The 17409-nt window shown below is 67.6% G+C and carries 16 protein-coding genes, 1 tRNA gene and 1 pseudogene; 9 read left to right on the top strand and 9 right to left on the bottom strand.

Annotated features, from left to right (window positions below; translation table 11 throughout):
- The first annotated feature begins 907 nt into the window (after nucleotides 1–907).
- The 3 genes from E6J58_08775 to E6J58_08765 all read left to right on the top strand — a co-directional run bounded on the left by E6J58_08775 (nucleotide 908) and on the right by E6J58_08765 (nucleotide 3108).
- Nucleotides 908–1423, top strand: a complete 516-nt coding sequence (locus tag E6J58_08775; GenBank protein ID TMB38633.1) for a hypothetical protein — start codon at nucleotides 908–910, stop codon at nucleotides 1421–1423.
- 140 nt (nucleotides 1424–1563) lie between these two features.
- Nucleotides 1564–2298 carry a PDZ domain-containing protein gene (locus E6J58_08770; protein ID TMB38632.1) on the top strand — a complete coding sequence of 245 codons (735 nt, stop codon included), beginning with the start codon at nucleotides 1564–1566 and terminating at the stop codon, nucleotides 2296–2298.
- A 555-nt stretch (nucleotides 2299–2853) separates the two neighbouring features.
- Nucleotides 2854–3108, top strand: a complete 255-nt coding sequence (locus tag E6J58_08765) for a hypothetical protein (protein TMB38631.1) — start codon at nucleotides 2854–2856, stop codon at nucleotides 3106–3108.
- 111 nt (nucleotides 3109–3219) lie between these two features.
- Here the strand turns inward: E6J58_08765 and E6J58_08760 are convergent, their stop codons facing one another.
- Nucleotides 3220–3966 carry a hypothetical protein gene (locus tag E6J58_08760; protein TMB38630.1) on the bottom strand — a complete coding sequence of 249 codons (747 nt, stop codon included), beginning with the start codon at nucleotides 3964–3966 and terminating at the stop codon, nucleotides 3220–3222.
- A gap of 352 nt (nucleotides 3967–4318) precedes the next feature.
- On the opposite strand from E6J58_08760, the pseudogene E6J58_08755 reads away from it, so the two are divergent.
- Both E6J58_08755 and E6J58_08750 read left to right on the top strand, forming a co-directional pair.
- Nucleotides 4319–4507: pseudogene (locus E6J58_08755) on the top strand (isocitrate dehydrogenase (NADP(+))).
- Nucleotides 4508–4884: 377 nt separating this feature from the next.
- Nucleotides 4885–5355 carry a CHRD domain-containing protein gene (locus E6J58_08750; GenBank protein ID TMB38638.1) on the top strand — a complete coding sequence of 157 codons (471 nt, stop codon included), beginning with the start codon at nucleotides 4885–4887 and terminating at the stop codon, nucleotides 5353–5355.
- On the opposite strand, the gene E6J58_08745 is transcribed toward E6J58_08750, so the two are convergent.
- Together E6J58_08745 and E6J58_08740 are read right to left on the bottom strand one after the other, a co-directional pair.
- Nucleotides 5276–6493 (bottom strand): acyltransferase, encoded by a 1218-nt coding sequence (locus E6J58_08745; GenBank protein TMB38629.1) that lies wholly within the window; start codon nucleotides 6491–6493, stop codon nucleotides 5276–5278. The two genes, E6J58_08750 and E6J58_08745, sit on opposite strands and share 80 nt — an antisense overlap.
- Before the next feature lie 51 nt (nucleotides 6494–6544).
- On the bottom strand, nucleotides 6545–7024 hold the full coding sequence (locus tag E6J58_08740; GenBank protein ID TMB38628.1) for a hypothetical protein: 480 nt from the start codon (nucleotides 7022–7024) through the stop codon (nucleotides 6545–6547).
- Between the two features lie 137 nt (nucleotides 7025–7161).
- Between E6J58_08740 and E6J58_08735 the strand changes: the two genes are divergently transcribed.
- Together E6J58_08735 and E6J58_08730 are read left to right on the top strand one after the other, a co-directional pair.
- Nucleotides 7162–7470: a hypothetical protein gene (locus E6J58_08735; GenBank protein TMB38627.1), complete on the top strand. Its 309-nt coding sequence runs from the start codon at nucleotides 7162–7164 to the stop codon at nucleotides 7468–7470.
- A 65-nt stretch (nucleotides 7471–7535) separates the two neighbouring features.
- On the top strand, nucleotides 7536–7736 hold the full coding sequence (locus E6J58_08730; GenBank protein ID TMB38626.1) for a hypothetical protein: 201 nt from the start codon (nucleotides 7536–7538) through the stop codon (nucleotides 7734–7736).
- A 370-nt stretch (nucleotides 7737–8106) separates the two neighbouring features.
- Here the strand turns inward: E6J58_08730 and E6J58_08725 are convergent.
- The 3 genes from E6J58_08725 to E6J58_08715 form a co-directional block, all read right to left on the bottom strand.
- Nucleotides 8107–8182, bottom strand: a tRNA-Ala gene (locus tag E6J58_08725).
- A gap of 90 nt (nucleotides 8183–8272) precedes the next feature.
- Nucleotides 8273–9607, bottom strand: a complete 1335-nt coding sequence (locus E6J58_08720; protein TMB38625.1) for a glycosyltransferase — start codon at nucleotides 9605–9607, stop codon at nucleotides 8273–8275.
- Complete coding sequence (locus tag E6J58_08715; GenBank protein ID TMB38624.1) at nucleotides 9208–10485, bottom strand: polymerase; 1278 nt, start codon at nucleotides 10483–10485, stop codon at nucleotides 9208–9210. The genes E6J58_08720 and E6J58_08715 overlap by 400 nt, the downstream gene beginning before the upstream one ends.
- Nucleotides 10486–10931: 446 nt before the next feature.
- On the opposite strand from E6J58_08715, the gene E6J58_08710 reads away from it, so the two are divergent.
- Complete coding sequence (locus E6J58_08710) at nucleotides 10932–12752, top strand: DUF4091 domain-containing protein (protein TMB38623.1); 1821 nt, start codon at nucleotides 10932–10934, stop codon at nucleotides 12750–12752.
- Nucleotides 12753–13046: 294 nt separating this feature from the next.
- Here the strand turns inward: E6J58_08710 and E6J58_08705 are convergent, their stop codons facing one another.
- On the bottom strand, nucleotides 13047–14195 hold the full coding sequence (locus E6J58_08705) for a glycosyltransferase family 4 protein (protein ID TMB38622.1): 1149 nt from the start codon (nucleotides 14193–14195) through the stop codon (nucleotides 13047–13049).
- Nucleotides 14195–15850 (bottom strand): polysaccharide biosynthesis protein, encoded by a 1656-nt coding sequence (locus tag E6J58_08700; GenBank protein ID TMB38621.1) that lies wholly within the window; start codon nucleotides 15848–15850, stop codon nucleotides 14195–14197. The genes E6J58_08705 and E6J58_08700 overlap by 1 nt, the downstream gene beginning before the upstream one ends.
- Here E6J58_08700 and moeB point away from each other — a divergent pair.
- Complete coding sequence (gene moeB / locus E6J58_08695; protein TMB38620.1) at nucleotides 15747–16964, top strand: molybdopterin-synthase adenylyltransferase MoeB; 1218 nt, start codon at nucleotides 15747–15749, stop codon at nucleotides 16962–16964. The two genes, E6J58_08700 and moeB, sit on opposite strands and share 104 nt — an antisense overlap.
- Before the next feature lie 45 nt (nucleotides 16965–17009).
- On the opposite strand, the gene E6J58_08690 is transcribed toward moeB, so the two are convergent.
- Nucleotides 17010–17372 (bottom strand): conjugal transfer protein TraR, encoded by a 363-nt coding sequence (locus E6J58_08690; protein TMB38637.1) that lies wholly within the window; start codon nucleotides 17370–17372, stop codon nucleotides 17010–17012.
- Nucleotides 17373–17409: the final 37 nt, after the last annotated feature.

The raw sequence follows: 17409 nt of genomic DNA, 5'->3' as shown, positions 1-17409 counted from the left end.
TGACCGGCTTCTCGCCGGCGCTCAGAAACCGCCGCTTCTCCGGGTCCTGCTTCCACGTTGGCGCGGCGGATTGCTCCTGGCGAACTCTTTGAGCGCACCATCCGCGCCCGAAAAGATAGAGTCAGCAAGATGGAGGGGCGAACGTTCCTCGATAAGTGGGTTGACTGGCCGGGATTTGTCGGCCTGCTTGCGCTGGGCTTCGTACCCGAGGTTCTTCCACTCGCCTTCGGTACTGGCGAGAGGGCAACAGGAGACTGGGGATTCTTGTACGTGACTTGCCATTTCGTCCTTCTACCCGCGGCGTCCCTGTTCTTGATTGTCGGGGGAGCAGTGCAACTTGCGCGAGGACCCGCCGGGCGCCGCCGTCGAGCAGTCTTGCCCATGGCCGTGGCGGTTGCGCTCCTGGTAGGGCTCGCGCTCTTCCCGCTGCCCTGGTCTAGATTGTAGGTCCTACCGGCCCGTTTATCCTGAGCGCCGCCCTGTACCGGCGCAACGTCGATGCCGGCACGCCATATCGCTTCCACACGTCCTGTCGTAGCTGGCGCCCTGGTCGAGCTCTTCAAAGCCGCCTTGACCAGTGGGAGTGCTTCCGGGGACGGCCTCCAACACGTCCTTGCGCGCGCGTCCGAGCCAGCCCCGCCTTCGTCGGCTCGATCAGCCTATCGCGCTCCATGGGCGCCACGACACGCTCGCGGTACGGCGACCTCGGGTAGAGTCCACGCACCCCATGCCACCATTTCCTCGCGCCCTCCCGATGGTCGCCGCCGCACTTTCGATTGCCGCTTGCGCGGCCGCATCGAGTCGGACGTGGCCTGGATCGCAGCCGGTGAGGATCACGGATCCGACGCGGCGGATTCAGTTCCGTGGCTTCTCGGTGCTGCCGCCGACTGGTCCTGGCTGGTTCGCCATGCCGCCGGTTCCGGCAGATCCGGCACCGATCTACCTCGTCGCGCGATTCGCAAAAGTGGTCGATCACGCTGATACACCCGACGTTCACACGACTGAAGCCGAGGTTCACATTTGGGACGTGGGGTGGAGAATGTTTGCCGGCGCGGACGACTTCCTGCAATTCGAGAAGGAGCAGGCGGAACGCTTGGCCGACTCGTACGTAGACGGGCGTCACCGGGTGCTGGCGAAGAGCACGATGCTCGACACGATTCTCGGCGCTCAGTGCGTGAAATACGAATTCGGCGTCGAGAACATCGTCCCCGACGCGCCCGGAAAGTCGGTTACGCTGGAGGTGCGCGGATATCGCTGCTTGCACCCGCGCTGGCCGCAATACCTCATCGACGTGAGCTACAGCGAGCGGTACGTCGCCGGCGAGCATGCGTTTCATCTCGACAGTAGCGAGGTAGCGCCGTTCCTGAAAAGCCTCAGCTTCACGGACGACCGCCCGCTCTTCGTCACCGATTCCAGTCGATAGAAGCAGGCGTCGTTGCTCCTGGTGCAAGCATCGGGGTCCTTCGGAGATGTTAGCTGTAACACCGGGTTCCCGCCGTTACACAGCACACCGCGCTGGCGTGACACGAAGTTGCTATTCCGTGCAGAATCATCGCTGCGTCGATGAAACCCTTGCTACCCCTTCTCATTCTTCTCGCCGTGACGCATGAAGCAGGACAGAGCTTCTTGGGAATCGGTTTGGAGGATGGCGAGGGCTGCGTCAGGGCGCTCCTCGTTCTCCCTGATGGACCCGCCGCCCAGGCCGGTCTGAGGCAGGGGGAATGTGTCACACACGTCGGCGCCGAGAAGGTGTCGCGCATCGACGAGATGCAGGACGCGGTCGCTGCGTCGCGACCGGGCGTTGCGACGACGCTCTCGCTCGCAGACGGCAGAACGCTGACGGTCGTACCAGTGGCACGCTCGAACATTCTCGAAAGCCAATTGTGCCGCTACCGCGCGAAGGTGCGGCCACGTATATTCGTGACGTTGCTCGAAGGCGAGGGCGGTGGCGACACGTTGGATGGCCACTACTCTATCGGCGATCTCCGCAAGCGGTTCGGGGCGAAAGGACACGCCCAAATCATTTTTGGGAGTAGTTGTAGCGATGGTCCTACCGAGTTCCGAGTGGAGTCGCAGCTGAGCGAGGACATGGGCGTTCCAGATGGCGCGACGGTGCAGTTTGGGTACGACGCGCCCGGACCCCGCCACTACATCTTCTATCCTTCCGACCGTTCATCGGACGGAGGCATCGGAAGACTCGACATGGGTTGGAGTTGCAGGCAGGGCGACGGAGGAACGGCCGCGTGGCTTCCTGATGGCGGGCAGCCGTGTCCTGTCTTGACAGTTCCCGACGAGTAGCCGCACGTCTCCGCAGCCAAGCTCGCGGTCGAGCACTGCGCGGCGGAGCCTGAGCTTTCCTCGTTCAGAGATCAGTTCAGTGTGCGCGTTTTCCAGGAGTATCTCTAGGCGCGTTGTGTCCAAACTGATCCACTAACTGACCCACTGGCACGATCAGCGACTCGCGCGACAAAGGGTTTTCTAGAGTGGTGGAGCATGCCGGGATCGAACCGGCGACCTCGGCAATGCCATCTTGGAAGGCATGGGGTGTGACGGGGCGATCCGCGTCCCATCTCGCCCCACCAAATCTGCCGGAAGAACATCGTCATCACTCTCAAATTCGCGCCTGATTGACGCAGGATGGCCAGGGCGGTCCGCACCCCGCGAAGTCGCAACTTTTTTTAGCCAGGCTTTAGCCACGAGCCGCTATCATGCCGCCGCGCCTCGACGTGCGCGGAGGGTGATGGGCAGCATCGTCGGTCGGAAGCGGACCGAGGGCGGCAAGGTTCGCCGTTACATCGTCTTCAAGGTCTCGACGGGCGGCAGAAGTGGGTCGCTTGTCCGAACGGCACGACGATGGGGCAGGCGAAGATCCAACTGGCGGCCGCGGAGACCAATGTCGCGAACGGCAAGGTCGGCATCGCGGCGAAGCCGACCGGCGAAACGATCAGAGCGAAGCGGATCACGCTAAGCGCGCTCATCGACCGCTTCTGCGCCGAGTACACGAACCCTCAGGCGAAGGACATCGACGCCTACCGATACGGTGCGCGCTCCGCGCTCACTACGCACGTCGAGGCGCATCGGATCGCATCGACGGCGGCGAGTGGCTGAAGAGCGGCGGTGAGTTCACCGACGCGACCGACTAGGACCGCGAAAATCTGAAAGAGCTCTTCCGCTCCATGCGTGGCAAGGAGCGTTAGCGCGCGAGGTCGCGGCGGAGGTTCACTGGAGGAAGCCGGTCCACCAGCTGAACCCGCAGACCCTGCCGCCGCCGGCCCCCGTGGACCGCTCGTCCAGCTTCTCGATCACCGTCCCGTCGTAGCCGACCGTCAACGAGGCGGTGCAAAAGCCGTTAAAGGCGTTCTGCTCGCCCGGGAATACCGCGGTGCCACAGGTCTTTCCCGAGGGCGCGACGACTTCGATCGTGGCCTGGCACGCGCCGCCCGATGTCGGGGGCGGGGGCGAAATCACCGCGTAGGCCCGGCCGCCCCGCGCCATGTGCAGCGTCGTGGAGGCGCGCGCCTCGAGCCAGCTCGGGGGCGGCTGGCCCGGACCGAACGCGTCGAACTGCCGTATCCATGCGCCGTCGCTCCGGCGCAAGAACAGACCGCTCTCGACGCGGGGCGTGAGCAGGAGAGCTCCTCGCGGCGAATCTCCAATGTCGGCAGCCTCGAATACGCTCCCCGCGCGCCCGGAATGGTCCAGCCAGACGCCCGCGAGCTTGCCGCTCCCGTAGCGGCTGGAGCCGTCCACCAGCGCAAGCGTGTTCCCCTGCCGATCGACGCCGACCGCGACGATCGCGTCGGACGAGGGGAGTTCGGTTCGCCAGCGGAGCCGGGCGCGATCGTCGTACGCGGCGATGGCTCGCGTAGGCGACGAATCGCGCGGCACCGAGGAGACGACGACTCCGCCCAATGGATCGATCGCCACGAGCACAAATACCGCATTGATCGTTCTCGTGCTGCCCACGACTGATCCTGTGCCGTCGATCGCTACCACCTCACTACCCGTATCGGGGTCCCAGTTTCTCAGCTCGAAGCCGGCGAGCTGCTCGGTAAGAAACGTGAACGCCGGATCGCCTGGGCTCCGCTGGTCCGGTCCGGAGTACGTGCCCCGGCTGTTACCGGACGAGTCGAACAGAAACACGCTACTGCGGCGTGGAATCACATCAAACCGGCTGTCGACGATCAGCGCGACGACGCCGAACCCATCGCTCGATCCCGTCCGACATATCTCGAATCGACCAGCACTGAGCCCCACCGATGCCGATGGCGCCCCTACGGCGGCCGGTGAGAGCCCCGCGCATTCGTCTGGTGAGCCGCCGCCGCCGCCACCTCCCGCATCCGGCTCGCCGCCCCCACCCCCGCCGCCACCTCCGGCATCCGGCTCGCCGCCCCCACCTCCGCCGCCACCTCCGGCATCCGGCTGGTCGCCTCCACCCCCACCGCCACCTCCGGCATCCGGGGCGCCTCCGCCCCCACCGCCCCCGCCGGCGCCGCCACCATCTACTGCGGGACCGACAGACGGCGAGCCGGAATGGCTCGAGCCGCACCGCAAGGCTCCGACGAAGAGGGCTGGCATCAACGCTGCGAGCGCGAGCTGGATTCGGCGCATGGGCGCCTCCGACGCGGGTCGAAGGCAATCTGGACACGGCGTGCGGGCCCTTGCAACCGTCGCGGCGCTTGCGGAGAGCGGGCGCTCGGACGAGGGCGCGTTTGAAAGGCGGTCGCGCCTAGAACACGTATCGGATACGCGGGAGCAGTGCGAGCGAGGCGAGTGGTGAAGGACAGATAAGGTCCGTTTGGTCGCCTTGGTCGCGCCTGGGTGGATTGGTTCTGATCGCCGCATTGTCACTGCTCGCAGGGCAGGCACGTCGACGGACCCAAGATCGTTTACAAGCTCGCCTACAGAGACATCGAGGGCGGCTCCGTGCTGCAATCGCACATCCATTTCGGGCAGCCATCGGTCAACGGCGGAATCGCCGCGTTCCTCTGCACCAATCTGGGCAATGGGCCCGCTGGGACTCCGGTCTGCCCGCAGCCGGCGCCTGGGAAGTCGGCCACTGTCGAAGGCACCATCCGCGCCATGAACGTCGTCGGTCCCACGGCTCAAGGAATCGAGCCAGGGCAATTCGCAGAATTGGTCAACGCCATCCGCGGAGGGGTCACGTACGTGAACCTCCACTCCACCCGGTGGCCCAATGGAGAGATCAGAGGGCTCCTCCGCGACGAGAGCACGAGGGGCACGACAAGTAGTGCCGGTGCTGTCGTGCCGTGCCTCAGCGCGCGGGAGCAGCCTCTAGCGCCAGGACTGTGGGCTGCGCCCCGGCCGGAGCGGGCCGTGGCGCAGCCAGGCTGAAGCGCTTCTCGACCGCCGCGAACAGCACGGCGGAGCTGACGAGCGTCACCGCGAACGCGATCGGGACGAACACCCAATGCCCAGCGCTGCCGGGATTCCAGCCGGGGCGCGCGCGGGCGATCGCGAGCGCGAGACCCTTCAGGGCGAGGCTGTGCATCAGGTAGTACGAGTAGCTCATGTTCCCGAGCCAGCGCAGGGGAGCCACGGAGAACAACCCGCGCAGCGGCCCGGACGCGCGGAACACCACCAGGGTCACGACGAAGAGCGCGACGAACAGCCAGATCGCGCAAGCGATGTACCGCCCCGCGACCGACGTGGGAAGGCCTAGCACCTGGCCAGTGACGACGACGAACGCGATGGGCAGGAACGCCGCCAGCGCGCCCGCGCCGATCCACTGCGCGCCGGCTCGCGACAGGAGCCGGGCGAAGCGCTCGGAGTGGCAGGCTTCGTACACGAAGATGCCAGAGACGAAGAGGATGAGCTGGACGTGCCTCGCGCCGAGGAAGCAGGCGACGACGTAACCGGCCGCGAGACCCCCGAACGCCAGCACACGGGTGCGCGGCTGCCACCGGCGCATTCCGAAAACGCCGACCAGCAGGGGGAGCATCGCGTAGTAGAAGATCTCGTAACTGAGCGACCACGACACCGTGATCAGCGGCGTCACGTCGAACAGGATCGGCAGCAACAGCGCGTTCTCGATCACGTAGACCAGCGCGGCGCCACGACCTACCGGCAGCCTGCTCTCGCCCGGGGCGAAGATCGACAAGGCGACGTAGACGGCGAGCATCACCAGGAACGTGGGATGGATCCGGCGCACGCGGCGGCGCATGAAGCTCGCGTACCCGCCGCGGTTCTCGCGCATCTTGATGACCGCGCCGTAGATCAGGTAGCCGCTCAGCACGAAGAACAGATCGACGCCCGTGTGGCCGACGGTCGCGAGGAACGTCGCCGCCTTCGCCGAGGCGGTGCCTGGCGCGACCCACCCGCCAAACAGCCCTTCGTAGTGCACGAAGAACACCAGCGCGACCGCCAGCCCGCGGAGCCCCTCCATGGAACGGATGCGGTCCCGAGTGCCCTCGAACTCGAAGAAGCGCCCCAGGCGCTCCCGCCATCTCTTCACCGCGGCCCTCCCCCCCATGGACGCGGGGCCGGGCGACGTCGCGTCTCCGGCCTCGATCAGGAAATTAAATTAAGCGCTCGTGCACCCGGCGGAAGTGAGGCGAGCAGGACCCTGGCTGGCTCTTGTCGAGCACCGGCGAGCGACCGCCAGGACGGCAGCTGATCGCAGGCAGGCGTCTGCTCCATCGCCTGCAGCGTGCCGCATCGTGAGCGCCCTCGCGACGAGCGGTACGGAGCGGTTGACCTCTTGCCACTCGGTGATGACCTCGGTGAGGGTTGACGCGCGCTCTTCGGAGGGAGTGAGCAGAACGAGCTTTGCCTTCCAGCGGACTGGATACTTCTGCGCGTAGAGCGTGCGATTGCCCCCTCGCACCATGAACGATGCGTACCGCGTCAGTCTCGCGAATGCCCAGGCGCGCGCGTTTTCGGCGCTCCTCGGGAGCGACCCAAAGCCCATTTCATCGTCGACGAAGACGCGCGTCCTCTCGGCGCGCAGCTCGACGATGGCGTCCGGCGAAAGTCGTCGCTTCTCCACGCGACTCCTCCCCACGTTGAGCTCCTCCCACGAAGGGAGGTCAGCCGGCCGCGTGCGACGCAATCCATGCGAAGGGAGCATGTGTCGCGGCTCTGCCGTGTGCATCTGAACTGCATGCTAATAGTACATACAATCGTATTCGAGGGAGCTCAATGTCCAAGACGCCGACGGAGGAGCTCGAGGTCGTAACCATGAGGCTTCCTTCGCCTCTACTCGACCGCGCCCGCAAGGACAGCGAGGAACGCGGCCGTCCCTTCGCGCATTCGATCCGGGCCGCCCTGGAGATCTTCTTCTTCCACAATGTCGCGCGCGAGATGGCGCAGACGATGACCGACGACATGAAGGAGCTCGGGCTCAACCGCGAGGACTACTTCCGATCGCTGCTCGACGCACGGTACCGGCAGCTGATCGCGACACAGGCGCTGGCCGTAGCGAAGAAGGGACCAGCTAAGCGCGGCTGAGCTGGAGGCTGCGGTGGACGTACAAGAGCGCAGGCGAACGGAGACGCTCTGTCGCGCCCGTCCCCATGACGACTCTCGCGGCCGCGGTCGCCGAGCTCATGAAGGGGGCCGGCGGGCGGAACGCGAGAACTGAGCGCACCGCCGGCGCCGAGGAAGCCGGACGGCTTCTCAAGACGCCGCCGTCTTTGCTGTCGGGGACGTCGGCCGGCGCCGGGGCGAGCTTTCCGGCTCGCGTGGCACAGCTGAAAGCGCCGGTCCTGCCGTAAACCGCGCCGACCGAGCCGGTAAGAATCTCGCGGCGGCATTTGGCGATCTCGTCCGCGGCGTCATCCGCGAGGAGTTGTACGCCGCCTTCGCCGATCATCGAGCCGAGCTGCGTTCTCGTCAGAGCACGAGATTGATGCCGCTCGCACAAGCGGCTCAGCGGCTCGGTCTCACGCCGAAGGCTCTTCGTTCCCGCATCGAGCGCGGTTCAGTCGCCGGCGCCGTGCGTATCGGCGGCCGGTGGCACGTCGCGATTGGCGCTGCCGGTCCGAACGAAAGAAGTTCGTTAGCCAGGCTTTAGCCGGCCCGCTGCATAGATCCACTCAAGCGATACGCTCGCAACCAGAACCAGCTGTTATCCGGAGCTTTTGTTGGTGGAGCATGCCGGGATCGAACCGGCGACCTCCGCAATGCCATTGCGGCGCTCTCCCAGCTGAGCTAATGCCCCGATTTTCGACGCGCCCGAAGGGCCTGGGAGCCCGAGGCGGCGCCGCGATGTAGCGCGATCGACTGCCAGTGTCAATTCAACCCGCGGCCTTCACGCCGCGGCGCGCTGGGCACCAAGCAACGCGTCGTAGAGCGCGCCCAGACGCGCACGGACGGCGTCCAGCGAGAACTCCTTCTCCGCCCGCTTCCGCAGCGACGGTCCGATCTTCCGGTCCTTCAGGAAGGCGAACAGCCGGTCGGCGATCGCGGTCCCGTCGCCGCGCGGCGTGGCGATGTCTGCCCCAATCAATTCAAGCCAGGGCGACACGGTGGGGATACCCGCGGCCATCGCTTCGATCGTCGACCGGATGCCGGGAGTCCAGGCGACGTGCGCCCGGGCCAGCAGGGATGGGATGTCGGTGACGTGTCCGGCGAGCTGCACCGCCTCGCCCAGGCCGAAGAAAGCGACGCGCTGCTGCAGGGCGGGACGCATCGGCCCCTCGCCCGCGCAGATCACCCGCAGATGCGGCACCAGCACGCGCACGCGCGCGACGGCCTCCAGGAGATCGAGGTGGCCGTTGCGGGCGAAGAGCGCGCCCACGGCGACGAGGAGCGGCGTCGCCTCAGGTGCCCGCGCCGCAAACCGCGACACGTCCACGCCGGGATGCACCACGCAGACCCTGTCCGCCGCGATCGCTTCGCGGCGCACGCAGCGGTCGCGCTCTTCGCGCGAATGGCACATCACCGCGTCCGCCGCCCGGATCGCGAGCGACTCTGCCAGCGTCGCGCCTGCGCCGCGCGTGCAGACGACCCGCGCCCGGACGGCGCGCGCCGCCGGAACCGCGAGCAGGTTCGCCCAATGCCCGTGCGCATGGACGATGCGCGCGCCTTCGCGGGCCGCCACCGCCGCGATCCGCGTCACGTCGGCCGCCCGAGGAGGCCAGGAAATCTGCTCGACCGCGACCCTGTATCCGCGCGGCGCCACCCGGACCCAAGCGTCGGCCGCCCGGAACGGATCGACCAGCCGGAGGATCCCGACCGGTTCGTTCACACCGTCTCCTGCGGCTGCCGCGTCGCCCACGCCTGGCAGCACGTCGCGAAGCCGCAGAGCGCGTACAGGAACCAGCTCGTCGAGTAGCCGGAGAACATCTGGCAGATGAGATAGCCGAGCAAGGCGGCGAGCACCGCGCGCGCCTCGCCCCCCAGCTCGCCGTTTCGCGCGCTCCACGCCGACCAGAGACAAGCGAAGATGAAGCCCAGCAGGCCGAAGAGGCCAATCACACCGAGCTGGGCGAGGACCTCGAGCACGAGGTTGTGGGCCACGTACCGGTGCCCGAACACCCGATTCGAGTCGATGGGCGCGTACTGGTTCCACGCGTCGAGGAAGGCGCTCTCGCCCACACCCAGCAGCGGCCGCTCCTGGAAGGCGCGTTCCGCCACCTGCCATGCCTGCAGCCGTCCCTCGATGGAGAGGTCCTCCGCGCCCAGCGCGGTGGTCTCGTTCCGTTGCCAGAAGCTCGCCGGCGCGAACAGCATCATTCCCGCCGCCGCGATCATCACCGCGACCGCCGCCAGCGCTTTGCGGCGCGAGAGCAGCGCGAACATCACCACGACGGCGGCGAGCCCGATCGAACCGCCGCGCGAGTGGGTGGCGATGATCCCGGCGATGCACCCCGCGGAGCCCACCGCCGCCACGATGCGCAGCGGCCACTTGTGCCCGCGACCGATGATGAAGAAGAGCAGGAGGGGAAGCGCGCCGACCAGCGCCATCGAGTCGTGGTTCGGATCGCCGAGCACCCCGAGCCAGCGGCCGCGGAACCCGTCCACCAGGAGCTCGTCGTGGATCCAGTTGTTGAAAGTGCCCCACCCCGGCACGATTGCCGCCAGGGCGTACATCCCGAGCGCGATGCGGAGCCGGCGGGGTGTGTCAATCGCGTTCGCGACCGCCAGGAAGAAGAGGAAGTGCTTGACCACCTCGAGCGCGCCCGCCGTCGAGGCCGCGGGCGAGATCGACCACATCGGCGAGAGCACCGCCGCGCCGGCGTAGACCGCCAGAAGCGCCGTCCGCCATCCCATCCAGATCGGCCGGTTGGTGAGCACGCGCCGCAAGAAGAGCGCAGCGAGCCCCACCACCGAGAGGATCGCCGCGTGATGCAGCGGCTCGAGCACCGGAAACCAACTGGCCGGCGAGAGATAGAGCTGGGCGGCGAACAGCGCGGTCGCGAAGAAGGCGAGCTGGGCCGCCTTTTCCGCTTGCCACCTGCGCGCCGCGACCTCGGGAACGCCCTGCAACGTTGCGGTCTGCACGCCGGCCAACCTATGCATCGCCCGGCCGCTCCGACGACCCCCGGCAGCGTTTGGTAAAGGACGCCGGAAGCGTCCGGTACGAGACGTCTCCAGGCAGGGCGCAATGCGCTCCCGCGGACGGAGAGGAGCCCCTCGCGGTGACGCTTCGTGTCGTCGAGCTGGCGAACGGAGTGGCGCCTGCTCCCCCGCCTGCTCCACGAGGCCAGAACCGCTCCACCGCCTGAAGTCCGACGAAACCGGCGCAGGTCGCGATTCAGACGCGATACGCTCGCTGTGCTCTGCGCAGCAGCAGAGGTGCCGCCCTGTAGGCACACGTGCTCACCAGTCCCCGCCCACCCGAGAATCGCCCTGCTTTGGGCATGGAGCAGCACACCTGACGTGCAATAAGCGGCAAGCCCCCTGAGTTGGCCAGCCGGAACGAGGAACCCCCGCCGTTCCGGGAAGCAGCCAACCAAGGAGGCTCCGTGAAGTCGCTCCCCCTGTTCGTCGCTTTGCTCGCCGCCGGTTCCGCATCCGCCGCCCAGGTCTGGGTCGCGCCGGCCGCGCAGAAGATCCGCCCCAGCGCGCAGCCCCCGGCCGGCGCCACCGCAGCCGCGAAGATCGCCGCCGCGAAGAACGAATTCGAAGCATTCCAGGTGGTCGTCACCGGCCAGGCCGACAGCGTCTCGATGAGCCTTGACGCCCTCCGCGACAGCGCCGGACACACCATCTCCGGGCGTGACGTGGTCCTCTACCGCGAGGCGCTGCTGAACGTGACGGCGCAGTCCGGCGGCGACGGCGCGACGGGCATGTGGCCGGACGCGCTGGTCCCGGACGTCGATCCGATCGCGGGCGAGAAGCGCAACGCGTTCCCCTTCAGCGTTCCGGCGAACGAGAGCCGCGCGGTCCTCGTCGACGTGCACGCTCCGCAGGCGACGCCGGCCGGCAAGTACACGGGCACGCTGCACGTGACCGGCGGCGTGACGCAGGACGTGCGCGTCGAGCTGGCGGTGTGGGACTTCGAGGTGCCATCCACCTCGACGTTGCGCACGGCGTTCGGCATGGCGTGGAACGGCCCCTGCATCGGTCACGGCGACGGGAGCTGCGGCGGCGGCGACTCCGATCACCGGCTGCGCGCGCGCTACGTGCAGGCGGCGCTCGACAACCACGTCTCGATCCACCAGCCGTACTTCACCTCGACGGTGGACAGCTCCGGCAACGAGAACTGGGGAATCTTCGATCAGTACGTCAGCCCGTTCCTGGACGGCACGGCCGACACCCGCCTGAAGGGCGCCAAGCTGACCTCCGTCAGCGTGAACGGCGCGACGACGGCGGCGGTGGTGAAGGCCTGGTCGAACCACTTCAAGAGCAAGGGTTGGACCTCGACGACGCTGTTCGACTACGTCTGCGACGAGCCGCCCCTCACCTGCCAGTGGTCGGACATCCCCGGCCGCGTCTCGCAGGTCCGCGCCGGCGACTCGAGCATGCCCACGCTGGTCACCACCACGACGTGGGACGCGCAGAGCCACGGCGTCAGCGGCATCGACCTGTTCGTCCCGGTGGTCAACTACGTGGAAGGCAAGCCGGGCAGCGCTCAGGCCGGCAACCAGCGCGCGAAGTTCGGAGCGAACACCTGGTGGTACCAGAGCTGTATGTCGTTCGGCTGCAGCGGCGTCGGCGGCGGCCTGGACGGCTCCGGCGAGACCGGCTGGCCCACGTACGCGGTCGACTCCGACGCCACCCGTAACCGGGCCATGGAGTGGATGTCGTTCACCTACGACATGACCGGCGAGCTCTACTACGAGGTCACCATGTCGTACTTCAACAACGGCGACCCGTGGGTGAGCCAGAGCGCGTTCGGCGGCACGGGCGACGGAACGCTCTTCTACCCGGGCACGCCCGCGAAGATCGGCGGCCAGACGGAGATCCCGGTGGAGTCGCTCCGCCTGAAGGGCATCCGCGACGGCATGGAGGACTACGAGCTGATGAACCTGGCGAAGACGCTCGGCGTCGGCGCCCAGGCGAAGGCCATCGCGGCGGGCGTGTTCCCCAAGACGTACCAGGCGACGGCGAGCGCCGCGGCTTTGGACAGCGCCCGCGCCGAGCTGGCCGCGCTGATCCTGCACGCGCTCGGAAAGGGCGCGGAGAACGCGTGCGGCACCACCGCCTGCAGCAGCGACCCGGTCGTGACGACGCTGGACGCCAACTCCAACAGTGGCGGATGCTCGACCACCGGCATGCAGTCGCTCTGGCTGGCGGTGCCCGTCCTCGCGCTGTTCGTCTTCCGGCGCCGCCGGACGGCATAGCCGCTGCCGGACGCAGGAAAGGCCTTGCGGCTTGGGCTGTACCGGGGTTTGCGATCCTTCGCGATCGCAAGCCCTGTTCGTTTCTGGGACCGACTTTCCCGCAGTCAGCCCAGCGCGCGCGCCGTTCTCCCTCGCAGCGCGTTGGCACGGAGTTCGCTCTGATGCCACGGCGAAAGGAGTCTCAACATGGAGACCCTCCGCGATTGGTTGTTCCCCATCTCGCTCTTCTCCGCCTGGACGCTCACCGCGGCGTACACCCTCTCGCTCGTCGCCGGCTCGTGGGTGATGTAGCCCTTACGCGGCGCGCTTTCGGGTGCCGGCGCGGGAGAGAATGGCCGAGAGGCGCTTTCCCACCTCCGGCCAGAGGTACCCGCGCTCGAGGACGCGCCGGCGGCCGGCTTCTCCCATCGCGGCGCGCCGCGGCGGATCGTCGAGGAGAGCACCGACGGCCGCCGCGAGCGCTTCGGCATCGGCTGGCGGCACCCAGACTCCCGCGTCGCCGAGGATCTCCGGGACCGCGCCGACCTGCGTGCCCACGCACGGCACCTTCCAGAGCATCGCGTCGAGAAACGCGATTCCGAACGGCTCCCGCAGCGTCGGGAGCACGAACAGCGTCGCTTGCGAGAGCAGACGCTCCACGGCGTCGAACGGCACGAGCCCGAGGTTCGTCACTCCGGGACCGGTTTCGATCGGCTCGGTCGGTCCCGCGATCAGCAGACGCAGATCGGGGCGCGACTGCCGCAGGATCGCGAACGCGCGCAACAGGACCGGCCCGCCCTTGCGCCGCCAGCCGTCCTTCCCGACGAACACCAGCGTGCGCCCGTCATCATTGCGCCGCGGCTCCTCCGCCTTCGGCACGATGTTCGCGCCGGCTCCCACCACGTGCACTCGGGAAGGATCGATGCCGTAATCGTCGATGAGCGACCGCCGGACGAGATCCGAGAACGTCGCGATCGCCATCGCCCGCTCGTACGTGTCGCGCTCGCGATGGAGCCACGCGGTGCCGAACTGGATGTGCGCGCCGATGTCGGCCTCGGGCACGGGCGGCTGCCGCTCGGCGAGAAGGCAGGTGTTGTCGAGCAGCAACACGTAGGAGAACTTCGCCGATCGGCCAGGCGAGAAGAGCGCACCGTTCTGCAACACGACGTCGGGAGGCTGGGCCAGCGCCTCGAGCAGCTCGCCCGCCTGCCGCGAGTGCTGGTCGAACGCATAGACCGTGTTCCAGCGGTGATGCATGAGCTGCGGCCCGTGCCGCAGCGCGCTCGCCGCCAGGGACATCAGCACGCGCGGCGTCGGTCGCGGCAGACGAGTGCGGGCGTTGCGCAGCGCGAGCACGCCGGTGGGATCCACTGGAACGACCTGGTGGCCGAGCGCCGTCAACACCTGCGTGACGTTGGGAGTCACCCCGCTCTGTCTGCCGTAGTTGACGTACGCGATTCGCATCAGGCCGCCTCGCGGATGAGGACGAGGGGCGCCTTCTGCGGAATCCACGCGCGCACCGGCGGAAGCACGCCCAGGGCGCGAAGGATCGCCAGGTAGGCGACGGCGAAGACGATTCCACCGGTGCACAACTGGACCAGAAGCGGTCCACCCGCCAGATGCAGCGCAACGGCGCCCGGCACCGCGGCGAGGACGGCCGCCGCAGTTTGGCACCAGAGCTCCCGCGGCAGCGCGCCCAGGATGGTGGTGCCGAAGAGATGGGCCGCACGGCGCAGGAGCAGGAACCTGCACGTCTCCTCGGCGCAGATCCAGCCGCCCAGCGCGCCGATGGGACCCAACGCGTGGAACCCGAGCCACGCCAGAGGCACCGTCAATCCCAGCTTCAGGACGCTGATGCGGAACATGAACTTGTTCTGGGCACACGCCCGCATGACCCCGTCGAGCGGGAGCGCCGCCATGGGGATGGAGATGATCGACAGCCGGAAGACGGGGACCGCCGCGAGGTATCGATCGGTGAAGAGGAAGCTGATCAGCGTCGGTGCGGAGATGGCCAGGAGCACCATGGTGGGCACGAATACGAATGACAGCCGGGCCACCGCCTCCCGGAACAGGCGGAGCGCGCCTTCGTTGTCGCCCTTGGCCTCGTGCTCCGCGATCCCGAGCTGGAGGATTTCGGAGACCGGCGTATAGAGCATGTCGACGACCGGCAGCTGGAAACAGCCGACCGCGTACACGGCGAACGCCGCCGCCGTCACGCTCGCGCTTACCAGATAGCTGTGGAACTGCTGCTGCGGAATGATCAGCGCGAAGGCAGCGCCGAACGGGAGCGCGTAGGCGAGCTGGCGGCGGAGTTCACGCGGCGAGATGCGCAGGCCGCCGGCGGAAAGCGCCATCCAGCAGGCCGCCGCCTTGGCGAACGTGGCGATCACCACCCCAGCGAACGCGCCTTCCACGCTGCGCGTCCACACCGCTCCTGCGAGCATGCACGCGGTATAGAAGCCTTCCGACGCGACCCGTACGATGGCGCTCGCCTTGATGCGTCCTTCCGCCATCCAGGCCAGATCGAAGCAGGACGCCGCCAGCTTGAAGGCCGTGAAGGCGGCGACGTACGGCATCACGGCCGCCAGCTCGGGGTTGTGAAACGCCGAGGCGACGAGCGGTCCGAAGCCCAGCAGCAGGGCGGCGGCGACCGCCCCCAGGACCGTCGTGAGGATCAACGCGTGCGACTGCCAGAGGCGCTTCTTTCCGGGCTCGCGGGGGACGAAGTAGACGAGGCTCTGGTTGAGCCCCAGCGGCAACACGAGAAAGAGCGTGTTCGAGAGGAGCCACGCCTGCTTGAACGTCCCATAGCTCTCCGGCAGCAGCACCCGCGCCAGCACCAGAGGGATGGCGAAGGTCAGCGCCGCGACCCCCAGCCGGGCGAGCATCAACGGTCCGGCGCGTCGCAGGATGGAACCATGCGGCCTGTCGTGCATCCCCCCTCCGTGTGGAACACGATGTGCAGTCGTCCGGTACCGGACAAGCCCGGCTTGACGCGCTGCACAGTGAGCTAAGATGTCGCCCATGAAGACGAAATCGGAGTTGCTCAAGGACGCGCGCTCGCGGGTGCCGGAAGTCCAGCCCCTCGAGCTGTCGCGCCAGTCGCCCAAGCCGGTCATCCTGGACGTCCGCGAGAAGCAGGAGACCGACGCCGGCATGTTGCCGGGGGCCAAGCACGTTCCGCGCGGGTACCTCGAGCTGCGCATCGAAGAGACGGTGCCGGACCGCGGCGCGGACGTGGTCCTCTATTGCGCCGGCGGCACCCGCTCGCTGCTGGCGGCGAAGACGCTCGCGGAGATGGGATACACCCGCGTGCGCAGCATGGCGGGTGGGTTCTCGGCGTGGAAGGACGCCGGCCTGCCGCTGGAGACGCCGGTGCGGCTCACCGATGCGCAGCGCGCGCGCTACAGCCGCCATCTGCTCATCCCTGAAGTCGGCGAGGCAGGACAGGCCAGGCTTCTCAAGGCGAAGGTCCTGCTCATCGGCGCCGGCGGTCTCGGTTCGCCCACCGCGCTCTATCTCGCGGCGGCGGGAGTCGGGCGGCTGGGAATCGTCGACGACGACGTCGTCGATGAATCCAACTTGCAGCGCCAGATCCTGCACACGACCGATCGCGTGGGGATGCCGAAGACGGAGTCGGCGCGGAAGACGTTGCAGGCGCTCAACCCGGACGTCGCGGTCGACGAGCACCGGACGCGGCTGACCCGCGACAACGCGCTCGAGCTGTTCTCCAAGTACGACGTGATCGTCGACGGCTCGGACAACTTCGGGACGCGCTATCTGGTGAACGACGCCTGCGTCCTCCTTGGGAAGCCCAACGTCCACGGGTCGATCTTCCGCTTCGACGGACAGGCGACGACGTTCATCCCCGGCGGAGGAAGGCCGTGCTATCGCTGCCTCTTCCCCGAGCCGCCGCCGCCGGAGCTCGCGCCCTCATGCCAGGAAGCCGGTGTCCTCGGCGTGCTGCCGGGGATCATCGGGCTGGTGCAGGCAGTCGAAGCGGTGAAGCTGGTGCTCGGCAAGGGCGAGCCTCTGGTCGGCAGGCTGCTCCTATACGACGCGCTCGAGCAGAAGTTCCGCGAAGTGAAGTACGCGCGGGACCCGAATTGCCCCTCGTGCGGGGATCATCCGATGCGGGAGCTGCTGCCGGAGTACACGGAAGCGAGCTGCGCGATTGCGCCGCGGCGGATTACTGGCGGCCCCGGCCAGCACAATGTGACGGCGCAGGCGTAGCGTTGAGTCTAAAAGCCTCCTTGCCGTCCTGCGGACGGCAAGGTGCTAGCCATAGCTTTTTTCCTGCTTTTCCTGCTCTTCCTTGCACCGGATGCACATCGTCGTGACCGGCCGCGCCTCCAGGCGCTTCACGGAGACCTCTTCCTCGCAGATCTCGCAGATCCCGAAGGTGCCGTTCTCGATGCGCGCCAGCGCGTCGTCGATCTTCTTCAGCAGGAACTTCTCGCGGTCCCGCAGCCGGAAGACCATGCTCTGCGTGTACTCCGACGAAGCGAGATCGATCTCGTCGGGCAGATCGTCGGTATCGAAGGCCGCTTCCTCGCTGAGCGTCTTGCGCGCGCTGAGGAGGAGGTTCTTCTTCGATTCCTCGAGGATCTTCCGGAAGCGCTTCAAGTCCTTCTGGTTCAAGGTGCTGCCCCCGCGCAACGCTGCTGCCCGACTGGGT

It is taken from the genome of Deltaproteobacteria bacterium (assembly GCA_005879535.1).
GTDB lineage: Bacteria > Myxococcota > Myxococcia > Myxococcales > 40CM-4-68-19 > 40CM-4-68-19.
The sequence above is the reverse complement of the archived record's forward strand: the minus strand, read 5'-3'. Positions and strand labels throughout refer to the sequence as shown.

Excerpts from the sequence above, each read along its gene's own strand:
- E6J58_08775 (TMB38633.1), top strand. The coding sequence starts at position 908 with ATGCCGCCGGTTCCGGCAGATCCGGCACCGATCTACCTCGTCGCGCGA.
- E6J58_08720 (TMB38625.1), bottom strand. The coding sequence starts at position 9,607 with ATGGCAGGTGGCGGAACGCGCCTTCCAGGAGCGGCCGCTGCTGGGTGT.
- E6J58_08700 (TMB38621.1), bottom strand. The coding sequence starts at position 15,850 with ATGACCGGCTTGGGCGACTGGCGCGACAGCTCGAGGGGCTGGACTTCC.
- E6J58_08765 (TMB38631.1), top strand. The coding sequence starts at position 2,854 with ATGGGGCAGGCGAAGATCCAACTGGCGGCCGCGGAGACCAATGTCGCG.
- E6J58_08705 (TMB38622.1), bottom strand. The coding sequence starts at position 14,195 with ATGCGAATCGCGTACGTCAACTACGGCAGACAGAGCGGGGTGACTCCC.
- E6J58_08770 (TMB38632.1), top strand. The coding sequence starts at position 1,564 with ATGAAACCCTTGCTACCCCTTCTCATTCTTCTCGCCGTGACGCATGAA.
- moeB (TMB38620.1), top strand. The coding sequence starts at position 15,747 with ATGTCGCCCATGAAGACGAAATCGGAGTTGCTCAAGGACGCGCGCTCG.
- E6J58_08730 (TMB38626.1), top strand. The coding sequence starts at position 7,536 with ATGACGACTCTCGCGGCCGCGGTCGCCGAGCTCATGAAGGGGGCCGGC.
- E6J58_08745 (TMB38629.1), bottom strand. The coding sequence starts at position 6,493 with ATGGGGGGGAGGGCCGCGGTGAAGAGATGGCGGGAGCGCCTGGGGCGC.
- E6J58_08735 (TMB38627.1), top strand. The coding sequence starts at position 7,162 with ATGTCCAAGACGCCGACGGAGGAGCTCGAGGTCGTAACCATGAGGCTT.
- E6J58_08715 (TMB38624.1), bottom strand. The coding sequence starts at position 10,485 with ATGCATAGGTTGGCCGGCGTGCAGACCGCAACGTTGCAGGGCGTTCCC.